Origin of the sequence: Adlercreutzia sp. ZJ473, assembly GCF_013185065.1 — a bacterium.
In the GTDB taxonomy this organism is placed as follows: Bacteria; Actinomycetota; Coriobacteriia; order Coriobacteriales; family Eggerthellaceae; genus CAAEEV01.
On record NZ_JAAVTO010000008.1, the window covers coordinates 25,460 to 46,407 of the forward strand.

The 20,948-nt window shown below is 65.2% G+C and carries 16 protein-coding genes and 5 tRNA genes; 4 read left to right on the forward strand and 17 right to left on the reverse strand.

Features of this window, described 5'->3' with window-relative positions:
- Nucleotides 1–244 precede the first annotated feature (244 nt).
- Nucleotides 245–320: transfer RNA gene (locus HRL41_RS02725), tRNA-Lys, on the reverse strand.
- Between the two features lie 85 nt (nt 321–405).
- Nucleotides 406–482, reverse strand: a tRNA-His gene (locus HRL41_RS02730).
- Nucleotides 483–671: 189 nt separating this feature from the next.
- Between HRL41_RS02730 and HRL41_RS02735 the strand changes: the two genes are divergently transcribed.
- Nucleotides 672–2,432, forward strand: a complete 1,761-nt coding sequence (locus tag HRL41_RS02735; RefSeq protein WP_172135436.1) for an NYN domain-containing protein — start codon at nt 672–674, stop codon at nt 2,430–2,432.
- A 236-nt stretch (nt 2,433–2,668) separates the two neighbouring features.
- On the opposite strand, the gene argS is transcribed toward HRL41_RS02735, so the two are convergent.
- The 7 genes from argS to arcA form a co-directional block, all read right to left on the reverse strand.
- A complete protein-coding gene (argS, locus tag HRL41_RS02740; protein WP_172135437.1) occupies nt 2,669–4,396 on the reverse strand; it encodes an arginine--tRNA ligase in 1,728 nt (575 codons plus the stop codon).
- A gap of 316 nt (nt 4,397–4,712) precedes the next feature.
- A complete protein-coding gene (locus HRL41_RS02745) occupies nt 4,713–5,954 on the reverse strand; it encodes a type II toxin-antitoxin system HipA family toxin (RefSeq protein WP_172135438.1) in 1,242 nt (413 codons plus the stop codon).
- The gene (locus HRL41_RS02750; protein WP_172135439.1) at nt 5,954–6,253 is read right to left on the reverse strand and encodes a helix-turn-helix transcriptional regulator; all 300 of its coding nucleotides are present in this window, start codon (nt 6,251–6,253) and stop codon (nt 5,954–5,956) included. The genes HRL41_RS02745 and HRL41_RS02750 overlap by 1 nt, the downstream gene beginning before the upstream one ends.
- Nucleotides 6,254–6,486: 233 nt before the next feature.
- Entirely contained in the window at nt 6,487–8,079 is a 1,593-nt protein-coding gene (locus HRL41_RS02755) for a YfcC family protein (protein WP_172135440.1), read from the reverse strand.
- 54 nt (nt 8,080–8,133) lie between these two features.
- Nucleotides 8,134–9,087, reverse strand: coding sequence for a carbamate kinase (gene arcC / locus HRL41_RS02760; protein ID WP_165170550.1), 954 nt, complete (start codon nt 9,085–9,087; stop codon nt 8,134–8,136).
- Nucleotides 9,088–9,406: 319 nt separating this feature from the next.
- Nucleotides 9,407–10,402: an ornithine carbamoyltransferase gene (gene argF / locus HRL41_RS02765; protein WP_165170552.1), complete on the reverse strand. Its 996-nt coding sequence runs from the start codon at nt 10,400–10,402 to the stop codon at nt 9,407–9,409.
- An 83-nt stretch (nt 10,403–10,485) separates the two neighbouring features.
- A complete protein-coding gene (gene arcA, locus HRL41_RS02770) occupies nt 10,486–11,706 on the reverse strand; it encodes an arginine deiminase (RefSeq protein ID WP_165170554.1) in 1,221 nt (406 codons plus the stop codon).
- A 367-nt stretch (nt 11,707–12,073) separates the two neighbouring features.
- Between arcA and HRL41_RS02775 the strand changes: the two genes are divergently transcribed.
- On the forward strand, nt 12,074–13,645 hold the full coding sequence (locus HRL41_RS02775; RefSeq protein WP_172135441.1) for a CdaR family transcriptional regulator: 1,572 nt from the start codon (nt 12,074–12,076) through the stop codon (nt 13,643–13,645).
- 121 nt (nt 13,646–13,766) lie between these two features.
- Here the strand turns inward: HRL41_RS02775 and HRL41_RS02780 are convergent, their stop codons facing one another.
- Together HRL41_RS02780 and HRL41_RS02785 are read right to left on the reverse strand one after the other, a co-directional pair.
- On the reverse strand, nt 13,767–14,048 hold the full coding sequence (locus HRL41_RS02780) for a ribbon-helix-helix protein, CopG family (RefSeq protein ID WP_172135442.1): 282 nt from the start codon (nt 14,046–14,048) through the stop codon (nt 13,767–13,769).
- Between the two features lie 544 nt (nt 14,049–14,592).
- A tRNA-Arg gene (locus tag HRL41_RS02785) sits at nt 14,593–14,668 on the reverse strand.
- Between the two features lie 171 nt (nt 14,669–14,839).
- On the opposite strand from HRL41_RS02785, the gene HRL41_RS02790 reads away from it, so the two are divergent.
- Nucleotides 14,840–15,082 (forward strand): glutathione S-transferase N-terminal domain-containing protein, encoded by a 243-nt coding sequence (locus HRL41_RS02790; RefSeq protein ID WP_172135443.1) that lies wholly within the window; start codon nt 14,840–14,842, stop codon nt 15,080–15,082.
- A gap of 153 nt (nt 15,083–15,235) precedes the next feature.
- On the opposite strand, the gene HRL41_RS02795 is transcribed toward HRL41_RS02790, so the two are convergent.
- The 5 genes from HRL41_RS02795 to murI all read right to left on the reverse strand — a co-directional run bounded on the left by HRL41_RS02795 (nt 15,236) and on the right by murI (nt 18,493).
- A complete protein-coding gene (locus HRL41_RS02795; protein WP_172135444.1) occupies nt 15,236–16,417 on the reverse strand; it encodes a murein hydrolase activator EnvC in 1,182 nt (393 codons plus the stop codon).
- A 125-nt stretch (nt 16,418–16,542) separates the two neighbouring features.
- Nucleotides 16,543–16,616: transfer RNA gene (locus HRL41_RS02800), tRNA-Gly, on the reverse strand.
- Nucleotides 16,617–16,842: 226 nt separating this feature from the next.
- Nucleotides 16,843–16,919, reverse strand: a tRNA-Pro gene (locus HRL41_RS02805).
- Nucleotides 16,920–16,952: 33 nt separating this feature from the next.
- Nucleotides 16,953–17,549 (reverse strand): RdgB/HAM1 family non-canonical purine NTP pyrophosphatase, encoded by a 597-nt coding sequence (gene rdgB, locus HRL41_RS02810; RefSeq protein WP_172135445.1) that lies wholly within the window; start codon nt 17,547–17,549, stop codon nt 16,953–16,955.
- Between the two features lie 41 nt (nt 17,550–17,590).
- Nucleotides 17,591–18,493: a glutamate racemase gene (gene murI, locus HRL41_RS02815; RefSeq protein ID WP_165170586.1), complete on the reverse strand. Its 903-nt coding sequence runs from the start codon at nt 18,491–18,493 to the stop codon at nt 17,591–17,593.
- Nucleotides 18,494–18,698: 205 nt separating this feature from the next.
- On the opposite strand from murI, the gene ybaK reads away from it, so the two are divergent.
- On the forward strand, nt 18,699–19,211 hold the full coding sequence (gene ybaK / locus HRL41_RS02820) for a Cys-tRNA(Pro) deacylase (RefSeq protein ID WP_172135446.1): 513 nt from the start codon (nt 18,699–18,701) through the stop codon (nt 19,209–19,211).
- On the opposite strand, the gene HRL41_RS02825 is transcribed toward ybaK, so the two are convergent.
- Entirely contained in the window at nt 19,174–20,718 is a 1,545-nt protein-coding gene (locus HRL41_RS02825) for a L,D-transpeptidase family protein (protein WP_172135447.1), read from the reverse strand. The genes ybaK and HRL41_RS02825 overlap by 38 nt on opposite strands.
- Nucleotides 20,719–20,948: the final 230 nt, after the last annotated feature.

Sequence of the window (20,948 nt, forward strand, 5' to 3'; positions counted from 1 at the left end):
ATTGTAAGGAAAAAGCTCAGCGTCACCCGCCCTACGCGCCCGAAGGCACGGGTTCTTCAGAAAAGCGTGACCGAAGCGTTACATGCGGAGCGTCGGGGGCGTGATCGGGGCGCTGGGGACGTGATCGGAGTCATAATCGGGGCCGCGGGCTGCGACGCGCGCCAAGCACCCCGCCGCAGCTCCCGCCGCGCCCCCCTCCCCGAGCAGCAAAAAAGCCCCTCGTCGAGGGGCTTTCCGAAATTCGTGGTGCACCATGAAGGACTCGAACCTTCGACCTTGGGATTAAGAGTCCCCTGCTCTACCAACTAAGCTAATGGTGCAAAAGTCGTTCGCGCTCAAAGCGCTTTGCTATTTTAGGCCAAGCGCTGCGTTTGCGCAAGACCCTTTTTCAAGCAATTCGCGCGCTGGGGTGGATGATGGGACTCGAACCCACGATCTCCAGAGCCACAATCTGGCGCCTTAGCCAACTAGGCCACACCCACCATGGCGCAAGGCAATATTATAGGGATGCGACCCTGGCCTTGCAAGAGGAAATTTCGCGTATTTCCGAAGTTTCTGCCCGAACAGACGCAACGCGGCCCCAAACGCGCCCGCCACGCGCTATCATCTAAGGCATCGCAAAACATATCTGCACGCATCCCCTCCGGGGGACCGGCTCGAGAAAGCACCCTATGGAAATCAAGACATCTTCCGACAAGCGCTTCGCGCTGCTCATCGACGCTGACAACGTGTCAGCGCGCTACATCAAGCCCATCCTCAACGAGCTGTCGAAGTACGGCACCGTCACCATCAAGCGCATCTACGGCGACTGGACGCTCACGCTGCACGCCAAGTGGAAGGACGCGCTGCTTGAGAACTCGATCACGCCCATCCAGCAGTTCGGCTACACGCAGGGCAAGAACGCCACCGACTCGGCCATGATCATCGACGCCATGGACATCCTCTACACGGAGTCGGTCGACGGGTTCTGCATCGTGTCGAGCGACTCGGACTTCACGCGCCTGGCGAGCCGCCTGCGCGAGAGCGGCCGCACCGTCATCGGCATGGGCGAGAAGAAGACCCCCACGCCCTTCCGTCGCGCGTGCGACGTGTTCACCACGCTCGAGCTGCTCATCGACAGGCGCGGCAAGAGCGGCAACGCCAACGGCCCCGCCATGTCGAAGGACGAGGTGGAGCAGGCCGTGGTCGACATCATCACCGACAACCAGAACAACGGCAAGTCCACCGGCCTCGGCGAGGTGGGAAGCCGCCTGCTCAAGCGCTACCCCGACTTCGACGTGCGCAGCTACGGCACGAACCTGCTCTCGAAGCTCCTGAGCGAGTTCACGCGCGTGCGCATCACGAAGGACCACAGCTCGGTGACCGTCGAGCTCACCGAGGGCGGCGAGGACAAGCGCGAGGAGAAGGCCGCGAAGGCAGACGAGCGACGCGAGGATAAGGCTGCGAAGGCCGAGGACCGACGCGACGAGAAGCGTCCGCGCCGGTCCTCGAAGACCTCCAAGGCCGCGTCCCAGCAGGCAGCTGAGGAAGCTGCGGCGGCGAAGCCCGAAGAAGGCGAAGGAGCTGGCGAAGTGGCCGCCGAAGCTGTCGGAGCAGCTGCGGAGAAGGGCGCCGAGAAGATTGCTGAGAAGGTTGCCGGAACGCTCGAGGAGAAGACTGGCGAAAAGCCGGCTGAGAAAGCTGCCGGGGCGCCCGCGGACAGGAACGGCGAAAAGCCAGTCGAGAAGGCTGTCGGAACGCCCGCAGACAGGAGCGGCGAAAAGCCGACCGAGAAGCCGGCGGCCCCGAAGCGCAGCCGCCGCGGGCATCGCGTATCGGCCAAGGCAGCCGCCAAGGTGGAGAAGCCCGAGGCCGCGCCCGATATGACGGAGCCGGCGGCCACGCCTGCGGCCGAGCTCGCGACAACAGCGTCAGAGTCGACCGCACCCACATCGGGGCCGACTACATCCGCGGTCGAGCTGACGACCCCCGCACCTGAGCCGACGTCGGCTAAGCCGAAGTCGCCTGCCAAAGCAACTCGCAAGTCGCCCGCCAAGGCAGCCCCCCAGCTTGCAGCCGAAGCAGCTCCCCAGCCCACGCCGCTCGAAACAGCTCCCGCCCCTTCGGCCGAAGCCGCCCCTGCTCCCAAGCCCGCAGCCGAAGCCGACTCCCCCGCCCCCGCCAAGAAGCCTGCGCGCAAATCGCGCCGCCGTTCGGGCAAGAAGACGACGGCTGCGTCCGAGACGCCGCAGGACTACATCCGCCAGCTCGTGCGCGAGTCCGGCGCGACGGGCATCGAGCTTGCTCAGATCAGCGAGTCCGTGCGCGCGAAATTCAAAGACTTCAAGGTACGCGACCTCGGCTTCTCGCAGCTGCGCCAGTACGTGAGCAGCATCGACGACTTCTCCATCGAGAAGATCGGCAAGAGCATCATCGTCAAGCTCGCCGAATAACCAGCATCGGAGCCCCGCAAGGGGCTCCTGCATCATCTGGGAAACACTAGCGAGGTACAACCCGCTTCCCCTTGTAACAGAGCAAACTAAGGACGCAAAAAAGCGGCCCCTCGGGTTGAGGGGCCGCTTCGCTATCTGAGAGCAGGAGGTGCGCTGGTTCGTGCGCGTCCGTCAGACGGCAGGCTGCGCAAGCGGCAACACACGGACGGCAGGCGCACGCCCGCCGTCCCCCGCCGTTACATCTTCTCGGGGGCGGAGACGCCGAGCAGGCTCAGCGCCAGGGCCAGCACGATGCGGGTGGCGTCCACGAGCGCCAGGCGCGCCTCCTGGAGCTGCTTGTCCTCCACGAGCACGTGGCAGTTGGTGTAGAACTGGTGGAACAGCGCCGCGAGGTCCTGGCAGTAGTGCGTCAGGCGGAAGGCCGCGCGATCGCGCGCCGCGAGCGCCACGAGCGAGCCGAAGTCGGCCATCTTGCGCATGAGCGCCAGCTCGGATGCGTCCGTGAGCACCGAGAGGTCCACGTCGGCCGGGATCACCTTCGCCGCCAGCTCGTCCGTTGAGACCTCCCCCGCCTCGGCGGCCGCGGCCACGTCGGCCGGGGCGGCCTTGCGCAGGATCGAGCAGATGCGCGCGTGCGCGTACTGCACGTAGTACACCGGGTTGGAGTTGTCCTTCTTCTTCGCCACCTCGATGTCGAAGTCGATGGGCTGGTCAGACGAGCGCGACAGCATGAGGAAGCGCGTGGCGTCCACGCCCACCTCGTCGATGAGCTCCTCGAACGTGATCATCTCGCCCGTGCGCTTCGACATGCGCACCGCCTCGCCGTTGCGGAAGAGGTTCACCAGCTGGCCGAGCATGATCTCGAGCGCGCCGGGCCAGCCCCACGCGGCCAGCATGGCCTCGCAGCGGGCGATGTAGCCGTGGTGGTCGGCGCCCCAGATGTTGATGAGGTGGTCGAAGCCGCGCTCCATCTTGTTGTAGTGGTAGGCCACGTCGCTCATGAAGTAGGTCATCTCGCCGTTGGCCTTGATGAGCACGCGGTCCTTCTCGTCGTCGAACGCGCTGGACTTGAACCAGGTGGCGCCGTCCTTCTCGTAGATGTAGCCCTTCTCGTCCATCGCCTTGAGCGAGCGGGACACGGGCGTCTCGCCGTTCTCGTCCTCCTCGTAGAGCGAGCGCTCGGAAAACCAGCGGTCGAACGTGGTGCCGAAGCCCTCGCAGATGCGCTTCTGGTCCTCGAGCATCATCTGGTAGGCGCGCTCGCGGAAGTTCACCATGCGCTCGCGCGGGTCGGCGTCGAGCCACTTGTCGCCGTCCTCGTCGATGATGACCTGCGCGATGTCCTTCACGTAGGCGCCGGCGTAGCACGCCTCGGGCATCTCCGCGTCGCACCCGAGCAGCTGCTGGTAGCGCACGGCCACGCTCTCGCCGAAGTTGTCCATCTGCACGCCGTGGTCGTTGACGTAGAACTCCTCGTACACGTCGTAGCCCGCGTGGCGCATGACGCGCGCCGTGGCGTCGCCGAGCGCCGCCCAGCGGCCGTGGCCCACGTGCATGGGGCCGGTGGGGTTCGCCGAGATGTACTCGAGGTTGATCTTGCGCTGCCCCTCGGGAATGGTGCCGCGGCCGTACTCGCCGCGCACCTCGCGCACCTCGCGCACCACGTTCTGCAGCACGCTGTTGGACAGGCGGATGTTGATGAAGCCGGGGCCGGCGATCTCGATCTGCGCGATCATGTCGTTGGCCGGCACGTGGTCGACGATGATCTGAGCGATCTCGCGCGGGTTCTTGCGCGCGAGCTTGGCCGAGCGCATGGCGACGGTGGAGGCCCAGTCGCCGTTGGACTCGTCGCGCGGGCGCTCAAGCGCTGCCTCGGGCGCGCTGTCGAGCTCAAGCGAGCCGTCCTCGCGCGCCGCGGCGATGGCCGCGTCGATGATCTGCTCCAGTGATTCGCGAATATCCATAGTGTCGTCTTCTCCAAACTCGTTCGAGGGCAGCCGCGCCGTCCCCTGCCGCGCGACGCGCCCGCCTACGTGGCGCGCCCCGCGAGACAGCGCGCCGCCGGGATGATGGTCCTTCGGGGTGGCGCTACTGCTGGGGCAACGCGCCCGCTCGGGCGGCGCGGCGGCCTGAAACCGCAAGTGGGCTGATTCTACCATCTTTCACCTGCCCATGCGGGCGTTTTGCCGCCGCAGCCCCCGCATTCGCCATTCGTTCACAACTCCCCGCCGCAGAGGGCCCGCGAGGCGGGGGTGAAGCGGCAGCCGAGCCGCCCGTCCGCTACCTTCCGCCCTGCGCGCAGGACCTCAGCCGCTCGACCGCGCCGTCAAAGCAGCTCGCCATGCCCGCGATGGAGCTCGCCGATATGCCGTTCGAGCGCGCCGCCTTGCGCCAGCCTCCCAGCACGCGCGCCATGTTCGCGCACGTCGCGCGCGCCTCCTCAACGCTCACGCGGAAATACTCGCACACCGACACGGCCACCTGCGGAAGCGCCTCGATCGCCTCGTAGTCGAGCGCCGTGTTCAGGTACTTGAGCTCGTCGCCCGGCGTAGGGTTCACGTCGAACGAAGGAGCGAGGCGCCACCCTCGCCCATCATGCAAGAAGCCGTAGTTCCGCAGGTGGTTGTCAACGTTGCCTATCGCGCAGCTGAGCAGAGCGCGCCGCCAGAGCTCGGGAAGGTCCTCGCCGGGAGCCGACCCGTTCTCTTCCAGAAACTCAACCAGGTCGAGGTAGGAGTACCGTTCGCCATCCGTCCCCTGAACCGCCGTCAAGCCGCTGATGTACGGGATGCGGCGCTCGCCTTCGCGGTCAAAGCGCTCAAGGAGCAGCACAGAGCGGCCCGACACGCGCAGAATCCGCGCGGGAGGGACGCGCATGCCCGCGCGCCGCGCCAAATGCGCCGCCACGTTCTCCCATGCGCACACGTCCTCGTCGGGAAGCTCATCGGCCTTGGGGAACTTGGCCACGTTGAGCACGCCCCTCTCGTCACGCACCGAAGCCTTCGGGCGCGCGCCGCCGAGGCTCGACCCCGCCGCGAGGAGATCGCGCACGTCGGCGTCCATGTCACGCGCGGCGCGATCAGCCGAGGTCAGCAGCGCCGGTATGCTCACCTCGCGCGGAACGCCCGAGGCGCTTGGCGCGAGGGCAATGCCCTCTTGCCAGAAGCGCAGCGCTCCCTGCCGCGTCTCGTCGCTCACGCCGGCAAGCAGATCGCCCTCGAAGAGAGAGCGAGCCGCACGGCCCTCCTCGCGCGCCGTCGCGCGCTCTGCCCGCAGCATGAGGTTCCGCCCCCAGCGATCAGGCATGCAGTCCTCGAACGCGCGGAACATCGGCGACGAGCCCGCATGCAGCGTGCCCGCAGCAAGCGGCATGCTCGGATCAAGGGCGATGGCGCGCGGCAGGGCGAGATACGCCGCGTCGTACGTGAAGCTTGCCGACTCAACGCCATGTCGCACGTGGGTATAGAGCCGCCCTGCCAGCACGTCCTCCCCGCAGAGCTGAACGGTGACCGCGAGCTCCATCACTGCCCCCTCACGCGCTTGGGCACGTCGTCGTAGGCGCGCAGCTTGCCCATGGGGGTGTTGAGCGGGTCGGTTGCCTTCTCCACGTAATCGAGGAGCCCCAGGATGCGCGCCACGCGCAAGAAGCTCTCGAAGCTGCCGGCGCCTTCGTTGAGCAGCTTGCGAACCGTCGGCACGGAGAGGCCGGCGCGGTCAGCCAGAAGCTCCACGGTTATGCGCTGCTGGCGTCGCGCAAGGTCTAGGTTGCGCGCCACGTTGCGCATCGCCCGATTGACGGGAAGCGGCGTCCTGGTTGGCATGCGGCGTCTCCTTTATAGAAATAAACGTTTCCTCCTGAGATTATAGATGAAATGTTCATTTCTGTTAATTTGATAATAGAACTACGATGCGGGGCGCCGGGGCGGGACGGGACGGGGTGGGACGACGGGGCGGGGCCCACTCCCTTCCCTACATGCGAAGATGCGCCCGGTTTCCCAGGCGCATCTTCTAGTGCTCGGACATGAGGCTACGGTTCCTAGTGCCCGAGGGGTACTCACATGGTCATCGGGATGGCCAGCATGGCGACGGTGAGGATGATCGCGCACGCCACGCCCAGGACCACGAACAGCTTGCCGCCGAACTTGAGCCAGGTGCCGTACTCGATCTTGGCGAGCGCCAGGCCGCCCATGATGGCGCCGGAGGTGGGGGTGAACAGGTTCACGAGGCCGTTGCCCGCGCTGAAGACCATGATCATGGTCTCAACCGAGAACCCGAGTTCCCCGGCCAGGGGGCCCATGATGGGCATGGACACGGTTGCCATGCCGGAGGAGGACGGGATCAGGAAGGACAGCACGATGTAGAGCAGGAAGGACAGCGGTGCGAAGATGATGGCCGACACGCCGGCGAGCGCGTTGGCGGCGTTCTCGAGGATCCACATGCTCAGGCCCGTCTCGCCCATGAGGACGGTGATGGAGCGGGCCAGCGCGATGATGAGGACGACCGACATCATGTCAGCAGCGCCGTTGATGAACGCCTTCACGAAGCGCCTCTCGGAGAGTCCGCCGATGATGCCGATCACGAGCGCCATCAGCAGGAACCAGGTGGAGGCCTCGTCGAAGTACCACTGGCCGAGCGGCAGGCCCGTCAGGAACGACGACCAGCCCTCGGTGACCTGCTCCTCGGCGACAGCCGTGCCGGAGACGTCGCCGTCAAGCGTCAGCGCGGTGCCGGTGGCCTCGTCGTACACTGCGGCGATCTCCTCGCCGTCAACCGCCGTCTCGACTTCCTCGTAGGTCGCGCCCGCGTTGAACACGTCGACGCCGAGGTCCTCCCACGGGATGAAGCTGACGATCATGATGACGAACGTGAAGGCGAACACCACGAGCGTCCACTTCTGGCGGCTGGTCATGGCCGGGGCGTTGCTTGCCGCAGCCTCTTCCTCAACATGGCTGAACTCGGCGTGCATGGTCTCCTGCTCCTGGAGGGACAGGATCGTTGACCCCTTGTCGGCCTTCACCTTCTTGGCGTAGCGCATCACGAACACGATGGAGATGGCCAGCGTCACGAGCCACAGCACGGCGCCGAGGCCGATGATGATGCCCTGGTTGATGACGAGGCCGGTGGCGGACAGCGAGTCGATGGCCGCGCCGACGGCGAACGGGTTCACCGTGGAGCCGAGGACGCCGCAGCCGGCGCCGAGCAGGACCACGGCCGCGCCGACGAGGCTGTCAAAGCCCGCGGCGACCATGGTGGCGGCGAGCAGGAGGTAGAACGGGACCGTCTCCTCGCACATGCCGTAGGTGGTGCCGCCGATGGAGAAGATGAGCATCAGAATGGGGATGAGCACGAGCTCGTTGCCGTGCAGCTTCTTGACGAGCGCTGCGATGCCGGCGTCAAGCGCGCCGGTCTCGGTGACGATGCCCAGGAATCCACCGAGGATGAGCACGAACAGGCAGACGGGCAGGGCGTCGGTGAAGCCCTTCACGGGCGCGGTGAGCACGCCTGAGAGCGTTGCGCCCTCGACGCCCTCGACGCCGACGGCGCCCATGATGATGGTGATAACGGCCAGTGCGACGAGCATGATCAACAGGATGGTAAACGAGGATATGCTTCTCTTCTTGCGATCTTTCTTGGTCTCGGAAGTCATGATATCCCCTCCTTTTCTCAATAGAGGTTGAGTATGGGTCGCACCACGGCTCCCTTAAGCCGTGATGATGGTACCGGTTTCCCCCTTGAGGCCCGCAGCGGCGCATTCGAGCGAGGTGATGAGGGCGCGTCCCTCGGGATGCGCCTCCAGGTACTCGATGCATGCCTGGACCTTCGGGAGCATCGACCCGGGGGCGAACTGCCCCTCGTCGATGTACTTGCGCGCCTCGGCGACGTTCATGACGTCGATGTCGCGCTGGTCGGGCTTGTTGAAGTTGATGGCCACCTTCTCGACGGCCGTGAGGATCACGAGCATGTCGGCTTTGAAGTCGGCTGCCAGCTTGGCGCTCGAGCGGTCCTTGTCGATGACCGCGGGCACGCCGTGGTAGCTGTCGTCGCGCTCGATGACCGGCACGCCGCCGCCGCCTGCGGCGATGACGATGTAGCCGTCGTCCATGAGATCCCTGATGGCGTCAAACTCCACGATGCGCTGGGGCTTCGGCGAAGCGACCACCTGGCGCCAGCCGCGTCCGGCGTCCTCCTTGTAGGTGTAGCCCGTCTCGGCCGCGCGCGCCTTCGCCTCCTCTTCGCTGAGGAAGGCGCCCACGGGCTTCGTGGGGTTCTCGAACGCCGGGTCGTCGGGGTAGACGACCGTCTGCGTGACCACGGACGCCGTCGAGCGCATGATGCCGCGGCGCTTGAGCTCGCCGAGGATCGCCTGGGACAGGTGGAAGCCGATGTAGCCCTGGCTCATGGCACCGCACTCGGGGAAGGGCATGGCCGGCGTCTTACCGTCGTGGGTGCTTGCGTAGTCAAATGCGTTGTTGATCATGCCGACCTGAGGACCGTTGCCGTGGGACACCACGACGTTGATGCCCTCGGCCACCATGTCGACGATATGGATGGCCGTGCTCTTCACGAGCTCAAGCTGCTCGGCCGGCGTGTTGCCCAAAGCGTTGCCACCCAATGCAATGACTACGCTTTTGCCGTCGCCTTTCTGATAGGCCATTGAAATCACCACTCTCAGGTCGAATTTGGGAACAGGGACCCAGGGGAGGCCCCCTAAAGCCTCCCCGACAGGTCAGGGGGTACTAAAAGCTAAACCAGCTGGTCGTTCGTAAAGCGGGACGTGCAGGTCGTTCGCAACGCAGAACGTGCAGGTCGTTCGTAACGTCAGCGAGGGTTCCTGCGGTGCCTGGAATAGCCCCGCCTTGGGGCCAAGTGGGCTTCGCCCACGCCGCGCCCCAAACAAGGGGCTAGGCCAGGTGCCGCAGGAAGCCGCAGCGTCGAGCAGTTCCGCCCGTTCCGCAAGGACGGGCGGAACCTACCTACTTCAGAGTTGCGTACATGACCGCCTTGATGGTGTGCATGCGGTTCTCAGCCTCGTCGAACACGCGCGACTGCTTGGACTCGAACACCTCGTCAGCCACCTCCATCTCGGTGACGCCGAACTGCTCGGCGATCTCGGCGCCGATGGTGGTCTTGGTGTCATGGAACGACGGCAGGCAGTGCATGAAGATGGCGTCGTCGGAGGCCATGCCCATGACCTCGGCGGTCACGCGGTACGGCTCGAGCAGGCGGATGCGCTCGGCCCACAGCTCGGCGGGCTCGCCCATGGACACCCAGATGTCGGTGTAGATGACATGCGCGCCGGTGCAGGCTTCCTCCACGTCCTCGGTGAGGGTGATCGAGCCGCCCGTCTCCGCGGCGATCTCACGGCAGGTCTCCACGAGGTCGCTCTTCGGCATCTGCTCAGCCGGGCCGCAGGCCACGAAGTGCAGGCCGAGCTTCGCGCACACCACCATGAGGGAGTTGCCCACGTTGTTCTGGGCGTCGCCCATGAACACGAGCTTCAGGCCCTTGAGGCCCTGCGGGAAGTTCTCCTCCACCGTGAGCATGTCGGCGATCATCTGCGTGGGGTGGAAGTCCGTGGTGAGGCCGTTCCACACCGGGACGCCGGCGTTGGCGGCCAGCTCCTCCACGATGGACTGGTCGAAGCCGCGGTACTCGATGCCGTCGTACATGCGGCCGAGTACGCGGGCGGTGTCCTCGATGGACTCCTTCTTGCCCATCTGCGAGCTGCCCGGGTCGAGGTAGGTCACGCCCATGCCGAGGTCATAGCCGGCGACCTCGAAGGAGCAGCGGGTGCGCGTGGACGTCTTCTCGAACAGCAGCACGATGTTCTTGCCCTCAAGGTAGCGATGCGGCACGCCTGCGCGCTTCATGTCCTTGAAGTTCTTGGAGAGCTTGATGAGGTAGCGGATCTCGTCAGGGGTGAAGTCAAGCAGCTTCAGGAAATGACGACCACTCAGATTAACAGGCATGTTGGTTCCTTTCGGTAGAACATGGAAAAAGCGAGGGAGTGCCGGCCGCTGGCGGGGAGACCAGCAGCCGGCACAGGGGAAGGTTACTCGTCTTCACGCCACAGCGGCATGGACATGCAGCGCGGGCCGCCACGACCGCGGGAAAGTTCGGCAGACGGCACCTGGATGGTGCGGATGCCCTTCTCCTCGAGCAGGGCGTTGGTGACGTCGTTGCGGTCGTAGACCACCACGGTGCCGGGGCGCACGCACAGCGTGTTCGAGCCGTCGTTCCACTGCTCGCGCTCGGCCGCGATGCGGTCGCCGCCGCCGCACGGGATGAGCTCGACGGGACGCCCGACGTACTCCTCGAGGATGCTCTCGAGCGTGCCGTTCATCTCCTTCACCTTGATGCCGCCCTGGCCGTCGGACTTGATCTCGAACACCGTGAGCGGGCCGAGGATGCCGGGGTGCACGGTGAACTTGTCGTAGTCGATCTGCGTGAACACCGTGTCGAGGTGCATGAAGGCGCGGGAGTTCGGGATGTTGAACGCCAGAATGGTGTCGATGGGAGAGTCGGACTCGAAGATGTTCTTCGCGATGCCGTCGATGGCGTCCGGCTCGGTGCGCTGGGAGATGCCGATGGCGAGCACGTGCTCGTTGATGTTCAGGATGTCGCCGCCCTCGATGTGGAACGTGTTGTAGCGGCTGTAGTACTGCGGCACGCCCTGCAGGTCAGGATGGTACTTGAAGACGTACTCGCCGTAGATGGTCTCGCGGTTGCGGGTGACCGAGTACATGCGGTTGATGGACACGCCGTTGCCGATCATGGCGAACGGGTCGCGCGTGAAGTACAGGTTCGGCATGGGCGCCACGACCATCTTGGAAGCCTCGCTCACCAGGTCAACCAGCGAGTTGGACTTGTCGGTGTGAAGCTCGGTGAGGTTGATGCCCTCCATGGTCTTCAGGACGAGGTCCTTGTTGGCGGGGTAGTTGTCGTTCAGGTAGTCGAAGATGATCTTCTGGTAGCGAGAGGTGCGGATGCCGGCCTCCTCGATGAACTGCTTGAGGAACTTCTCGCGCAGCTCAGGGTACAGGTCGAGCACCTCAGCCATCAGGTCCTCGAGGTAGACGACCTCGACGCCCTCGTCGCGCAGGGCCTGCGCGAACGCGTCATGCTCGGCCTGGGCGACCTGCAAGAAGGGGATGTCGTCGAAGAGCAGCTCTTCGAGGGTGTTCGGGGTAAGGTTCAGGAGCTCCTTGCCCGGACGGTGCAGCAGAACTTTCTTCAGGGGCATGATCTCGCTTCTAACGTTCACACCAGCCATGAGAATCCTCCTGTTCGTGTGTCTGAATGATTGCCTTCGCCAAAGCGCAAGGCTTCGCGCATCCGTTCGCACGCTTTGGTGCTACAAACGTCTCACGGAGCGCACAGAAAAGCAACGGAAGTTGCTGTTTGTTAAGAGGACGGAAATGAACTCGGCACCTGCAGGTTGCCGGGCCGTCATCCAGCGATTTCTCGGTGCTTCCCTTCCTGCGGCCCTTCGGCCGCTCGGCCTTCACTTGCACCTCAGCTGATTGCATACCTGTATTCTACGCACCTTGCGACCCAAAATATATGTCAATCGTAGCCATATATGACATGATTTTTGGTGTATGGTAGCCATATGGATTCTGGACGAAGGAGCGAGCGCGATGCAGTTTCCCCTCGACGTGATCACCGGGTACTTCGACGAGAACGACATGCGCGTGACCAAGCACCCCCGGCACCCCAAGGACCTCTTCTCGTGGGTGTCGGCCTTCTGCGACGACGACGCGCCGGGCATAGGCGTGGCGGGTATCGAGGGGAAGCCCGTCTACGTGGTGGAGTCCCGCGGCACGCTGCCTGAGAACGCGTGCTGCGTCATCGTGTCGAAGCCGGGCGAGAGCATATCCTCCTCCCCCGCCGGGGCGCGGGCTGACGACATCTGCGTCGAGTCCGCCCTCGAGCCCGCCGTCATCGCCGACCGCATCCAGCGCTACCTCATGGGCATCATCCAGTGGAACGACGTGATGGGCGACATGATCGAGAGCGAGTGCATCTGCCAGGACCTGCTGAAGGCGTCCGAGCCGGTACTCAAGAGCTACGTGGGGCTTTCGGACTCCACGTACTCCTACATCGCGCACACGCCCAACATCGCCCCCATCGACGACACGAGCCGCTACTTCATCGAGAACAAGTTCTACAGCTCCGACGCCCTGAGCAAGGCGCGCGAGAAGGGGCTGGTGCGCACGTGGGCGCACCAGGACTGGACGACCGTCCACAACGAGCCCAACGAGATCACCTCGCACCCCTCCATCGAGCGCGTGTTCCGCCTGAACGACGCCTACGCCGCGCACCTGGTGATGGTGTCGGAGAAGCCGATCAGCACCGCGCAGGTGTTCCTGTTCAACCTGCTGGCGAAGCGCGTGGAGATGTGCCTCACGCACCACTGGCGGCTCGAGAACCCGCTCGAGCAGCGCTACACCTACTTCCTGAAGGAGCTCCTCACCGGCAACACCTACGACGGCTCCTACCTGGAGGAGCGCGCGCTCCTCCACGGGCTGCCGCTGACGGGCCTGTTCGAGATGTGCCTGATCGACAACACGTGGCGCGCCGGCTCGGCCAGCTACTTCGCGAAGAAGGTGCTCGAGACCGACCCCAACTGCAAGGTGGCGTTCGAGGGCTCGCGCGTGGTGGTGCTTCTGTGCACGCCCGAGCCGCGGCGCGGGCGCATCGCCGGCATGGAGGAGCGCCTGTTCGAGCTGGCGGGGCAGATGCGCCTGGAGGTGGGCGTGTCGGACCGCTACGAGCACATCGACCAGAGCGCGCTCGCGCTCGAGAAGGCGCGCATCGCGCTCAAGTACGGACACCGCCGCTCGCGCCGCTACACGACGTTCGACCAGGGGCTCACCGCCGAGGGGGTGTTCCGCTTCCGCCGCTACTTCCCCTACTTCGTCACCGACCCGTTCAGCCGCAGCGAGAAGTTCGTCGCCAAGCTCCTCTCCTCGCCCAACCCGCTGTCGATGCTGCGCGAGGCCGACCGCGAGCGCGGCACGAGCGACTTCGAGATCCTGCGCACGTATCTGTACTGCGAGGGATCCATCAAGAAGGTGTGCGACATCATGCACATGCACCGCAACACGGTGAGCTACCGCCTCGACAAGATCCGCGACGCCATCGCCACCGACCTGGAGGACCCCGACATGCGCATGTACCTGCGCACGCTCTACCTCCTGAACGAGTGATGCCGACGAGAACGAAGGCGCGGGGCGGACGGGAACGGGAGCAGGACATAACCCTTCGCTGCGACCATCTGGGACTACGGGGGCGCAGCCCGTTATCCCTCCTCGTCTCTTGCTGCTCCCGTCAAGCGAGTGCGATCAGCTCATTGTCGATTGCGCGACGAACGAACTCCGACCGACTGACTCCCGCCTCCCGTGCCATACGGTTGACGGCCTGGAGACGGGATCTCGGGATCTTGAGAGAGATGGTGTCCATCGGCTCCTGCTCGAGCGGACGCCCTGCCATCACCCTGCTCGTGTCGTAATCGCTCAAATCGCCAGCCTCTACCTTGGCGACGATTTCCTCTACCTCGCCCATCGTTAGCCCAAGTTCGCTGCAAATCTGCTCGTCATTCATCGTTGTCATCGTTTTCCCCTCCCAAGGCCAAGCTCCCTCTTGATGCTTTCTCGCGGAGGTGTCTGTCCGTGTATGACGACCCATATGCCTCCGCTTTTCCTGACTACTACCAGCTCGACCAAGCGTCCCTTGCTGTCCGCCCCGATGGCGACGTACCTGTCGGGATCACCCGTAAAGGCAGGCATGCACTTGATGCAGTTATTCCAAGCATCCGCTGCGTCCTGCTTGCTCACGTCTGGATGACGCTCTGGGACCCTATCAAGGACTATCACTCGCTCCAACATACCCTCATTCTCGTTGATACGATTTGGTATCACCAAATTGTATCATTTTCGTTTATACCCCTTCATGCTCATACGCAAAAACGCCCCGTTATGTTGAGGCTGGGGAACAAAGGGGACATGGCCTGTTGTCCTCCAGCGCGCTGCGTCGAAAGCAGGCGAAGGACAGCTATCTACGCCCCCGTTGCCCTCCATGTCCCCCGCGCCGTTCTTCTCTTCGCTGCAAAACGCAAGCAGGCCAGCAGCAAAAAGCCACTGGCCTGCGAATACTCTGGTGCGCCCAGTAGGAATCGAACCTACAACCTACGGATTAGAAGTCCGTTGCTCTATCCGTTGAGCCATGGGCGCAGATGACGGCGTTGCCGCCGCCAACGTATTATAGAGCAACCGTCGGCTTACAAGATAGTAAGGAATTCGTTCTTTCGGCGCAAAGGGGCGCCCGCATGTCCGATAATGCTGAGGGAGGAGCATAGGAATGCAGTTGAGCGGGCGCGCGGCGCCCGGGAAACGGAGCCCGTCATGGCTTATCTCGAGAACCACCAGCTGTACTACAAGAAGTCCTGCCCCTTCTGCGTGAAGGTCCTCCGCTTCATGGAGGACAACAAGATCACGCTCGACCTGCGCAACACCCTCGAGCCCGGCATCCAAGACGACCTCGTGCGCATAGGCGGCAAGAAGCAGGTGCCGTGCCTGGTGATCGACGGCAAGGCGCTCTACGAGTCCGACGACATCATCGCGTACCTGCGCACGCACGTCGGCTAGGACGCGCCAGCTGCCAAGAGCAGCCCCCAGCTCAGCGCCAGCCTCCGACCAGCAAAAAACGCGGCGCCCCGTCCGGGACGCCGCGCCTGTCAGCCATAAGTCGCCGGCGACAGAGCTTGCCAGGCGGCCTGCGCCAGCTAGAACCGCGCCAGGCTAGAAGTAGTTGTGCGGGTTCACCGCCACGCCGTTGACCTCAACCTGGAAGTGCAGGTGCGCGCCGAACGACTGGCCCGTGTTGCCCACCAGCCCGATGTTCTGCCCGCGCGAGACGGTCTGCCCCGGCGACACGAACACGGCGCTCGAGTGCATGTACTTGGTCACCATGCCGTTGCCGTGCGCGATCACCACCCAGTTGCCCGCGCCGCCGTTGTAGCCGCCGTCGTTGGTGGCGTAGATCACGGTGCCGCTCTCGGCCGCGTAGTAGGGCGTGCCCTCGGGCGCGGCCATGTCGGTGCCCTTGTGGAACGAGTTGTCGAAGGCACGCCAGCCGTACCCGCTCGACGTGCTCGCCGCCGGGCACGGGTTGGACAAGGTGCCCGACCCCACGACCACCGACGAGCCCGCTGACGCGCCCGCGAAGCTGTTGGAACCCGAGCCGCCCGAGTTGGCCGCGCTCATCTGCGCTTGGCGGGCCGCCTCAGCCGCTGCCGCCGCCTCGGCCGCCTGGCGCGCCGCCTCAGCCTGAAGCTCGATCTGGGCCTGCATCTCAGCCACCTCGGCCGTGATGCTGTCGGCCTCGACCTTCAACGCAGCCTGCGTGCTCGCGATCTCGTTCTTCAAGTCGAGCGACTTCTGCATCTGCTCGGAGGCGATGCGCTCCTGCTCGGCGTACTCGGCGTGCGCGGCCTCAGCTTCGGCGCGCACGTCCTTGGTCTCCTGCACGAGCGCCGCGTCCTGGCTCGTGATGCGCTCGATCATGTCCCAGCTGGTGAGGAACTCCTCGAAGGAGGAGGCGCCGAGGAGCACGTCGAGGAGCGAGGAACTCCCGCCCGTCTTGTACATGCTGTTGGCGCGGTCGCCCAGGCGCTCCTGCAGCTCGGCGATGCGCGCCTCGGCGGCGTCGATGCGCGCCTGCGCCTCGTCCATGGCCTCCACCGCCTCGTCGTGGGCGACGACGGCGTTCTCGTAGTCGACGTTGGCCTGGTTGAGCTCGGTTTGCAGCGCGTCGATGCGCACGAACAGCGCGTCGGCCTCAGCTTGCAGCGCGTCACGCTCGGCCTCGCTCACCGCGAAGGCCGATGACGCGGGAACGCACGCCAGCGACAGGCTGGCAGCTACCACGCAGAGCCCGATTCGCCTGAAGACGGGGGTGCGTCGTGTGTTTTCGTGGGTCATATGCACCTGCTCTCTCGTTACGGTTTCGCAACGCAGCCCATCATAGCAGCAACCTCACGACCACACATCGATTAAACCGAAGCCCCATAACGCCAGATGAGAGATAAGGAAGGAGAAGGAGAAGATGGAGCGGGCGACGGGAATCGAACCCGCGTCAGGAGCTTGGAAGGCTCCGGTTCTACCATTGAACTACGCCCGCAATCTGAGGACGGATTATAACCCAAGATCCCGGAAAGCCAAAACGAGACGGCGAATAATTCCACTGAGCGGCCAAATCGCCCGCAGTTCTTGAAGAACACGCGGTTCCTGCAAGCCAGCGCATAGCAGGGCGGAGATGATTCACACGCCAGCATGCCGCAGCCTGGCAACTCCGGGAAGCAGAAGCAGGCCAGAAGCTGAGATGCGCTTCTGGCCTGCGAGTTTACTGGTCGGGATGACAGGATTCGAACCTGCGGCATCCTGCTCCCAAAGCAGGCGCGCTACCAGACTGCGCCACATCCCGATTGCTTGGCAGCGAAGGTGATTATAGCAGAACTTACGCCAGCTGAGACTTCAGCTCGCGCAGCGCGTTGCCGCGGTGCGAGATGGCGTTCTTCTGCTCCTGGCTCACCTCGGCCAGCGTGAGGGCGCCCGCGAACTCGTCGGGGAAGAACAGCGGGTCGTAGCCGAAGCCCTCGCTGCCGCGCTCCTCGTACCCGATCCGGCCCTCGATGGTGCCGCGCGCCACGCGCTCGGTGCCGTCGTCGTCGACGAACACGAGCGTGCACGCGAAGCGCGCCGTGCGCTCCTCGTCCGCCACGCCGTCGAGCTCGCGCAGAAGCTTCGCGTTGTTGGCCGCGTCGTTTCCGTCCTCGCCCGCATAGCGCGAGGAGTACACCCCCGGCGCGCCGCCGAGCGCGTCAACCTCGAGCCCCGAGTCGTCCGCGAGCGCCGCCACCGCGCCGCCGCATGCCTCGCGCGCCGCGCGCGCCTTGATGCGCGCGTTGCCCTCGAACGTGTCCGCGTCCTCAACAGGATCGGACTCGACGCCCATCTCGCGCAGGGTCTTGAACTCCCAGCCCTCGAAGTCGAGCGCCGTGGTGATCTCGGCGACCTTGTGGGCGTTGTTCGTGGCTATGACGACCGTCTTCATGGATGGCTCCTTCTTCGCTTCCCGCGCCGGCGGCGCGGCCCTTAGAACTCAACGTGGCCCACGTGCTCGACGGGGCTCGACAGGACGCGCGCGCCGAAGCGGGCGAACTCCTCGACGTCGCTTCCCGAGGTGAGGAACAGGCGCTGCGCCTGGTTGCCCGGACGGGCGAGCGCGCCGCGGCGCTTGAGCAGCTGCTGCACGTCGCGCGCCGTCTCCTCGGCCGAGGACACCAGCGTGACCTCGCGCCCGATGACGCCGCCGATGAGCGCCTTGAGCAGCGGGTAGTGCGTGCACCCCAAGACCAGCGTGTCGACGCCGCAGCGCCGCAGCGGCTCCAGGTACTCGCGCGCGATCTTTTCGAACTCGGGGCGGATGTAGACCTTCGACGCCTCGGACATGTAGCTCTCCACCGGGCCCTCGGCCATCTTGATGCCCAGCTCGGCGATCTCCACGAACCGCGGCGTGGCCGTCGAGAACACGGTGATGCCCGCGTCGAGGTGCCGGATGGCCTCCGAGTACGCGTTCGAGGCGACCGTGCCCTTCGTGGCGATCACGCCCACCTTGCGGTTGCGCGTGATGCGCGCCGCCGCGCGCGCGCCGGGTTCCACCACGCCCACGATGGGCACGTCGAACGTGCGCTGGGCGTGCGCGAGACCCGCCGCCGTAGCCGTGTTGCACGCGATCACGATGAGCTTCACGCCGCGCCCCACCAGATACGAGCAGATCTGCTGCACGAAGCCGTCCACCTCGCGCAGATCGCGCGGGCCGTAGGGACAGCGCGCCGAGTCGCCCACGAAGATGACGTTCTCCTGCGGGAGGCGGCGGCAGAGCTCGCGCACCACGGTCAGCCCGCCGTAGCCGGAGTCGAATATGCCGATGGGTGCGTTGTCGTAGCGCGCGGGCTCAGCTGCCGCGGCGCCTCTGATCTCGTCGTTGGTGTCCATGGCCGCTAGTATACCCCCTCGCGCCGCACGCGGGCGGCATCAGGCGGCCCTCCGTAAAGAACCCACGGGCGACGTGCGCGCCCAAGCCGCGTCAGCTACAATCAGCACGGCGCGGCGAGAGGCCGCGCGCGAGGCCGGCGGGCAGGCGAGCCACGAGGACCGGCGGGCGGGCCGCGAAGACGCCGCACATGACGAGGAGGCACCCATGGCAAAGCAAGCGCACGACCACAAGACCAACGCCATGCGCGTCCTCGACGCGGCGAACGTGGCGTACGACTTCCGCATGTTCGACTGCGAAGGCGCGCCCTCCGGCGTTGAGGTGGCCGCGATGCTCGGGCTCGACCCCGACCGCGTGTTCAAGACGCTCGTCACGCAGGGGAAGTCGGGCGGCTTCTACGTGTTCATGATCCCCGTGGCCGCCGAGCTCGACCTCAAGAAGGCCGCGAGCGCCGCCGGAGAGAAGGCCGTCCACATGATCAAGTCGCGCGAGCTTCTGCCGCTCACCGGCTACGTCCACGGCGGGTGCTCGCCCATCGGCATGAAGAAGCTCTTCCCCACCTTCGTCGACGAGACGGCGCAGCTGTTCGAGCGCATCATGTTCTCAGGGGGCCGGATCGGCTGCCAAGTGGAGCTTGCCCCCGACGACCTGGGAAGCGTGGTGCCCTACGAGTACGCCGACCTCACCAGTGAACCACTACCACGTCGCCCTTCTCGATGATGCCGTAGAGCGCGGCGGCGGCGTCGAGCGAGATGTTCACGCAGCCGTGGCTGCCGTAGCCCTGCTGGTAGCGCGAGCCGCCGAACGCCGCCTGCCACGTGGCGTCATGCAGCCCGATGGCGTTGCCCACGAACGGCATCCAGTACGAGACCTGCGTCTCGTACTCCGGCTTGCCCGTCTTGGGGTCCTTCTCGCCGATGAGCATCGAGGGGCTCTCCATGCCCCACGTGATGTACCACACGCCGGGAGGCGTGCCGTGCTTGCCGTCGGGCGTGCCGGTGACCACGGCCGTCTCCCACACGCAGGCGCCCGAGTCGTCGTAGAAGCGCGCGTACTGCTCGGAGAGGTCGATGTCGCAGTAGCGCGCACCCCAGTCCCTGCTGCCGAGCTCGGAGAATCCGTTGCCGCTCTGCAGCACGGGGATGTCGATGTCGCCCACCGTGCCCGCATGGACCGCGTCGGTCACGAGCGTGCGTAGCGCGTCGCCGTCGATCTCCCAGCCGTAGCTTCCGCCCGACACCGTGACCGCCTTGCCGTCGGCGCGCGTATAGGAGCGCTCGCTGCCCACCGTGTTGCACTGGGCGCTTATCTGGTCGATCCACGCCGTGAAGGCCTCGTCGTTGAACACCACGGTTATCTCAGGGCTCACCGTCACCCATGACGCGATGAGCGCCGGGGTCACCTCGGCCACGAGGTTGCCGTCCATGTACAGGTCGAGGTCGGCCTTGACCATGCCGTCGGCCTCCTCGACCGCCGCAGCCAGGCGCGGGTCGTCCTTGAACACCGTGGGCTGGAGCAGCACCTCGGGCGTGAGCGTGATCTTCGGCTCGAGCTGCATGGCGCCTTCGGTGATGGCCTCGATCACCTTCTCGGCGTCGAGGGCCGTCCCCGCCACCTCGGGCACGATGGCGAAGGTGCCCTTCTCGGCGTCGAAGGCGATGGTGGCGTCCGTGGGGAGCACGGCGCCTTCGTTCACCTTCGCGACCTCGGCGTTCACGGCGTCAGCGAGCGCGGTAGAGCCGTACGAGGCGACGAGCGACTCCGTCTCGTCATGCGCGGAGAGCACCTCGACGGGCCACGCCCATGCGTTCACGTCGGCCATCATGCTCTCGGTGATCTTCTCGGCGTCGAGCGTCATGCCGGCTTCCTGCGAGGTGAACGTCATGTCGAGGCCCTGGCCCACCACGCGGAAGCTGTAGTCGCCGACCAGGTCGTCGAGCACGGCGTGCACCTCTTCGGGCGTCTTGAGCGAGATGTCCACGTCAGCCACGTACGTGTTCGGGAAGAACCGCCCCGAGAACACGACGACGCCCGCGGCGTAGGCCGCCACGAGCAGCGCCACGAGCACGCCCATGGTGATGCCGAATACCTTGAGCCCCTTGCGCTTGCGCTTCTCGTCGTTCTCCTCCAGGGAGAACGCCGGGGCCATGCCGCCTGGGAGAGGCTGCTCGACCGAAGGGGCGCTCTGCTCAGGAGCTGTGTGTTTGCCTGCTGCGTGCTTTGCCATAGAATCGCTCTCGACCTCGAATTAATATCGGTATCATTGTAGCGAATCGCGGGCTTAAACTTCCCTTAACTTTCCCTCCGTTGCATACGCTCGGCAAACCGACGCAAATTCCGTCATCTACGCCGCCTGGGAGGGATGCGACTACGCCCTTTAAGATCTACTGAACATGTCCTCTCGGACATCTCACTCCTCCCTCTGTTTACTTCAGCTGCATGCTATACCATTGTCCT

What these genes read in the sequence shown, in the direction of transcription:
- HRL41_RS02735 (WP_172135436.1), top strand. Translation starts at nt 672, where the DNA reads ATGGAAATCAAGACATCTTCCGACAAGCGCTTCGCGCTGCTCATCGAC.
- argS (WP_172135437.1), bottom strand. Translation starts at nt 4,396, where the DNA reads ATGGATATTCGCGAATCACTGGAGCAGATCATCGACGCGGCCATCGCC.
- HRL41_RS02745 (WP_172135438.1), bottom strand. Translation starts at nt 5,954, where the DNA reads ATGGAGCTCGCGGTCACCGTTCAGCTCTGCGGGGAGGACGTGCTGGCA.
- HRL41_RS02750 (WP_172135439.1), bottom strand. Translation starts at nt 6,253, where the DNA reads ATGCCAACCAGGACGCCGCTTCCCGTCAATCGGGCGATGCGCAACGTG.
- HRL41_RS02755 (WP_172135440.1), bottom strand. Translation starts at nt 8,079, where the DNA reads ATGACTTCCGAGACCAAGAAAGATCGCAAGAAGAGAAGCATATCCTCG.
- arcC (WP_165170550.1), bottom strand. Translation starts at nt 9,087, where the DNA reads ATGGCCTATCAGAAAGGCGACGGCAAAAGCGTAGTCATTGCATTGGGT.
- argF (WP_165170552.1), bottom strand. Translation starts at nt 10,402, where the DNA reads ATGCCTGTTAATCTGAGTGGTCGTCATTTCCTGAAGCTGCTTGACTTC.
- arcA (WP_165170554.1), bottom strand. Translation starts at nt 11,706, where the DNA reads ATGGCTGGTGTGAACGTTAGAAGCGAGATCATGCCCCTGAAGAAAGTT.
- HRL41_RS02775 (WP_172135441.1), top strand. Translation starts at nt 12,074, where the DNA reads ATGCAGTTTCCCCTCGACGTGATCACCGGGTACTTCGACGAGAACGAC.
- HRL41_RS02780 (WP_172135442.1), bottom strand. Translation starts at nt 14,048, where the DNA reads ATGACAACGATGAATGACGAGCAGATTTGCAGCGAACTTGGGCTAACG.
- HRL41_RS02790 (WP_172135443.1), top strand. Translation starts at nt 14,840, where the DNA reads ATGGCTTATCTCGAGAACCACCAGCTGTACTACAAGAAGTCCTGCCCC.
- HRL41_RS02795 (WP_172135444.1), bottom strand. Translation starts at nt 16,417, where the DNA reads ATGACCCACGAAAACACACGACGCACCCCCGTCTTCAGGCGAATCGGG.
- rdgB (WP_172135445.1), bottom strand. Translation starts at nt 17,549, where the DNA reads ATGAAGACGGTCGTCATAGCCACGAACAACGCCCACAAGGTCGCCGAG.
- murI (WP_165170586.1), bottom strand. Translation starts at nt 18,493, where the DNA reads ATGGACACCAACGACGAGATCAGAGGCGCCGCGGCAGCTGAGCCCGCG.
- ybaK (WP_172135446.1), top strand. Translation starts at nt 18,699, where the DNA reads ATGGCAAAGCAAGCGCACGACCACAAGACCAACGCCATGCGCGTCCTC.
- HRL41_RS02825 (WP_172135447.1), bottom strand. Translation starts at nt 20,718, where the DNA reads ATGGCAAAGCACGCAGCAGGCAAACACACAGCTCCTGAGCAGAGCGCC.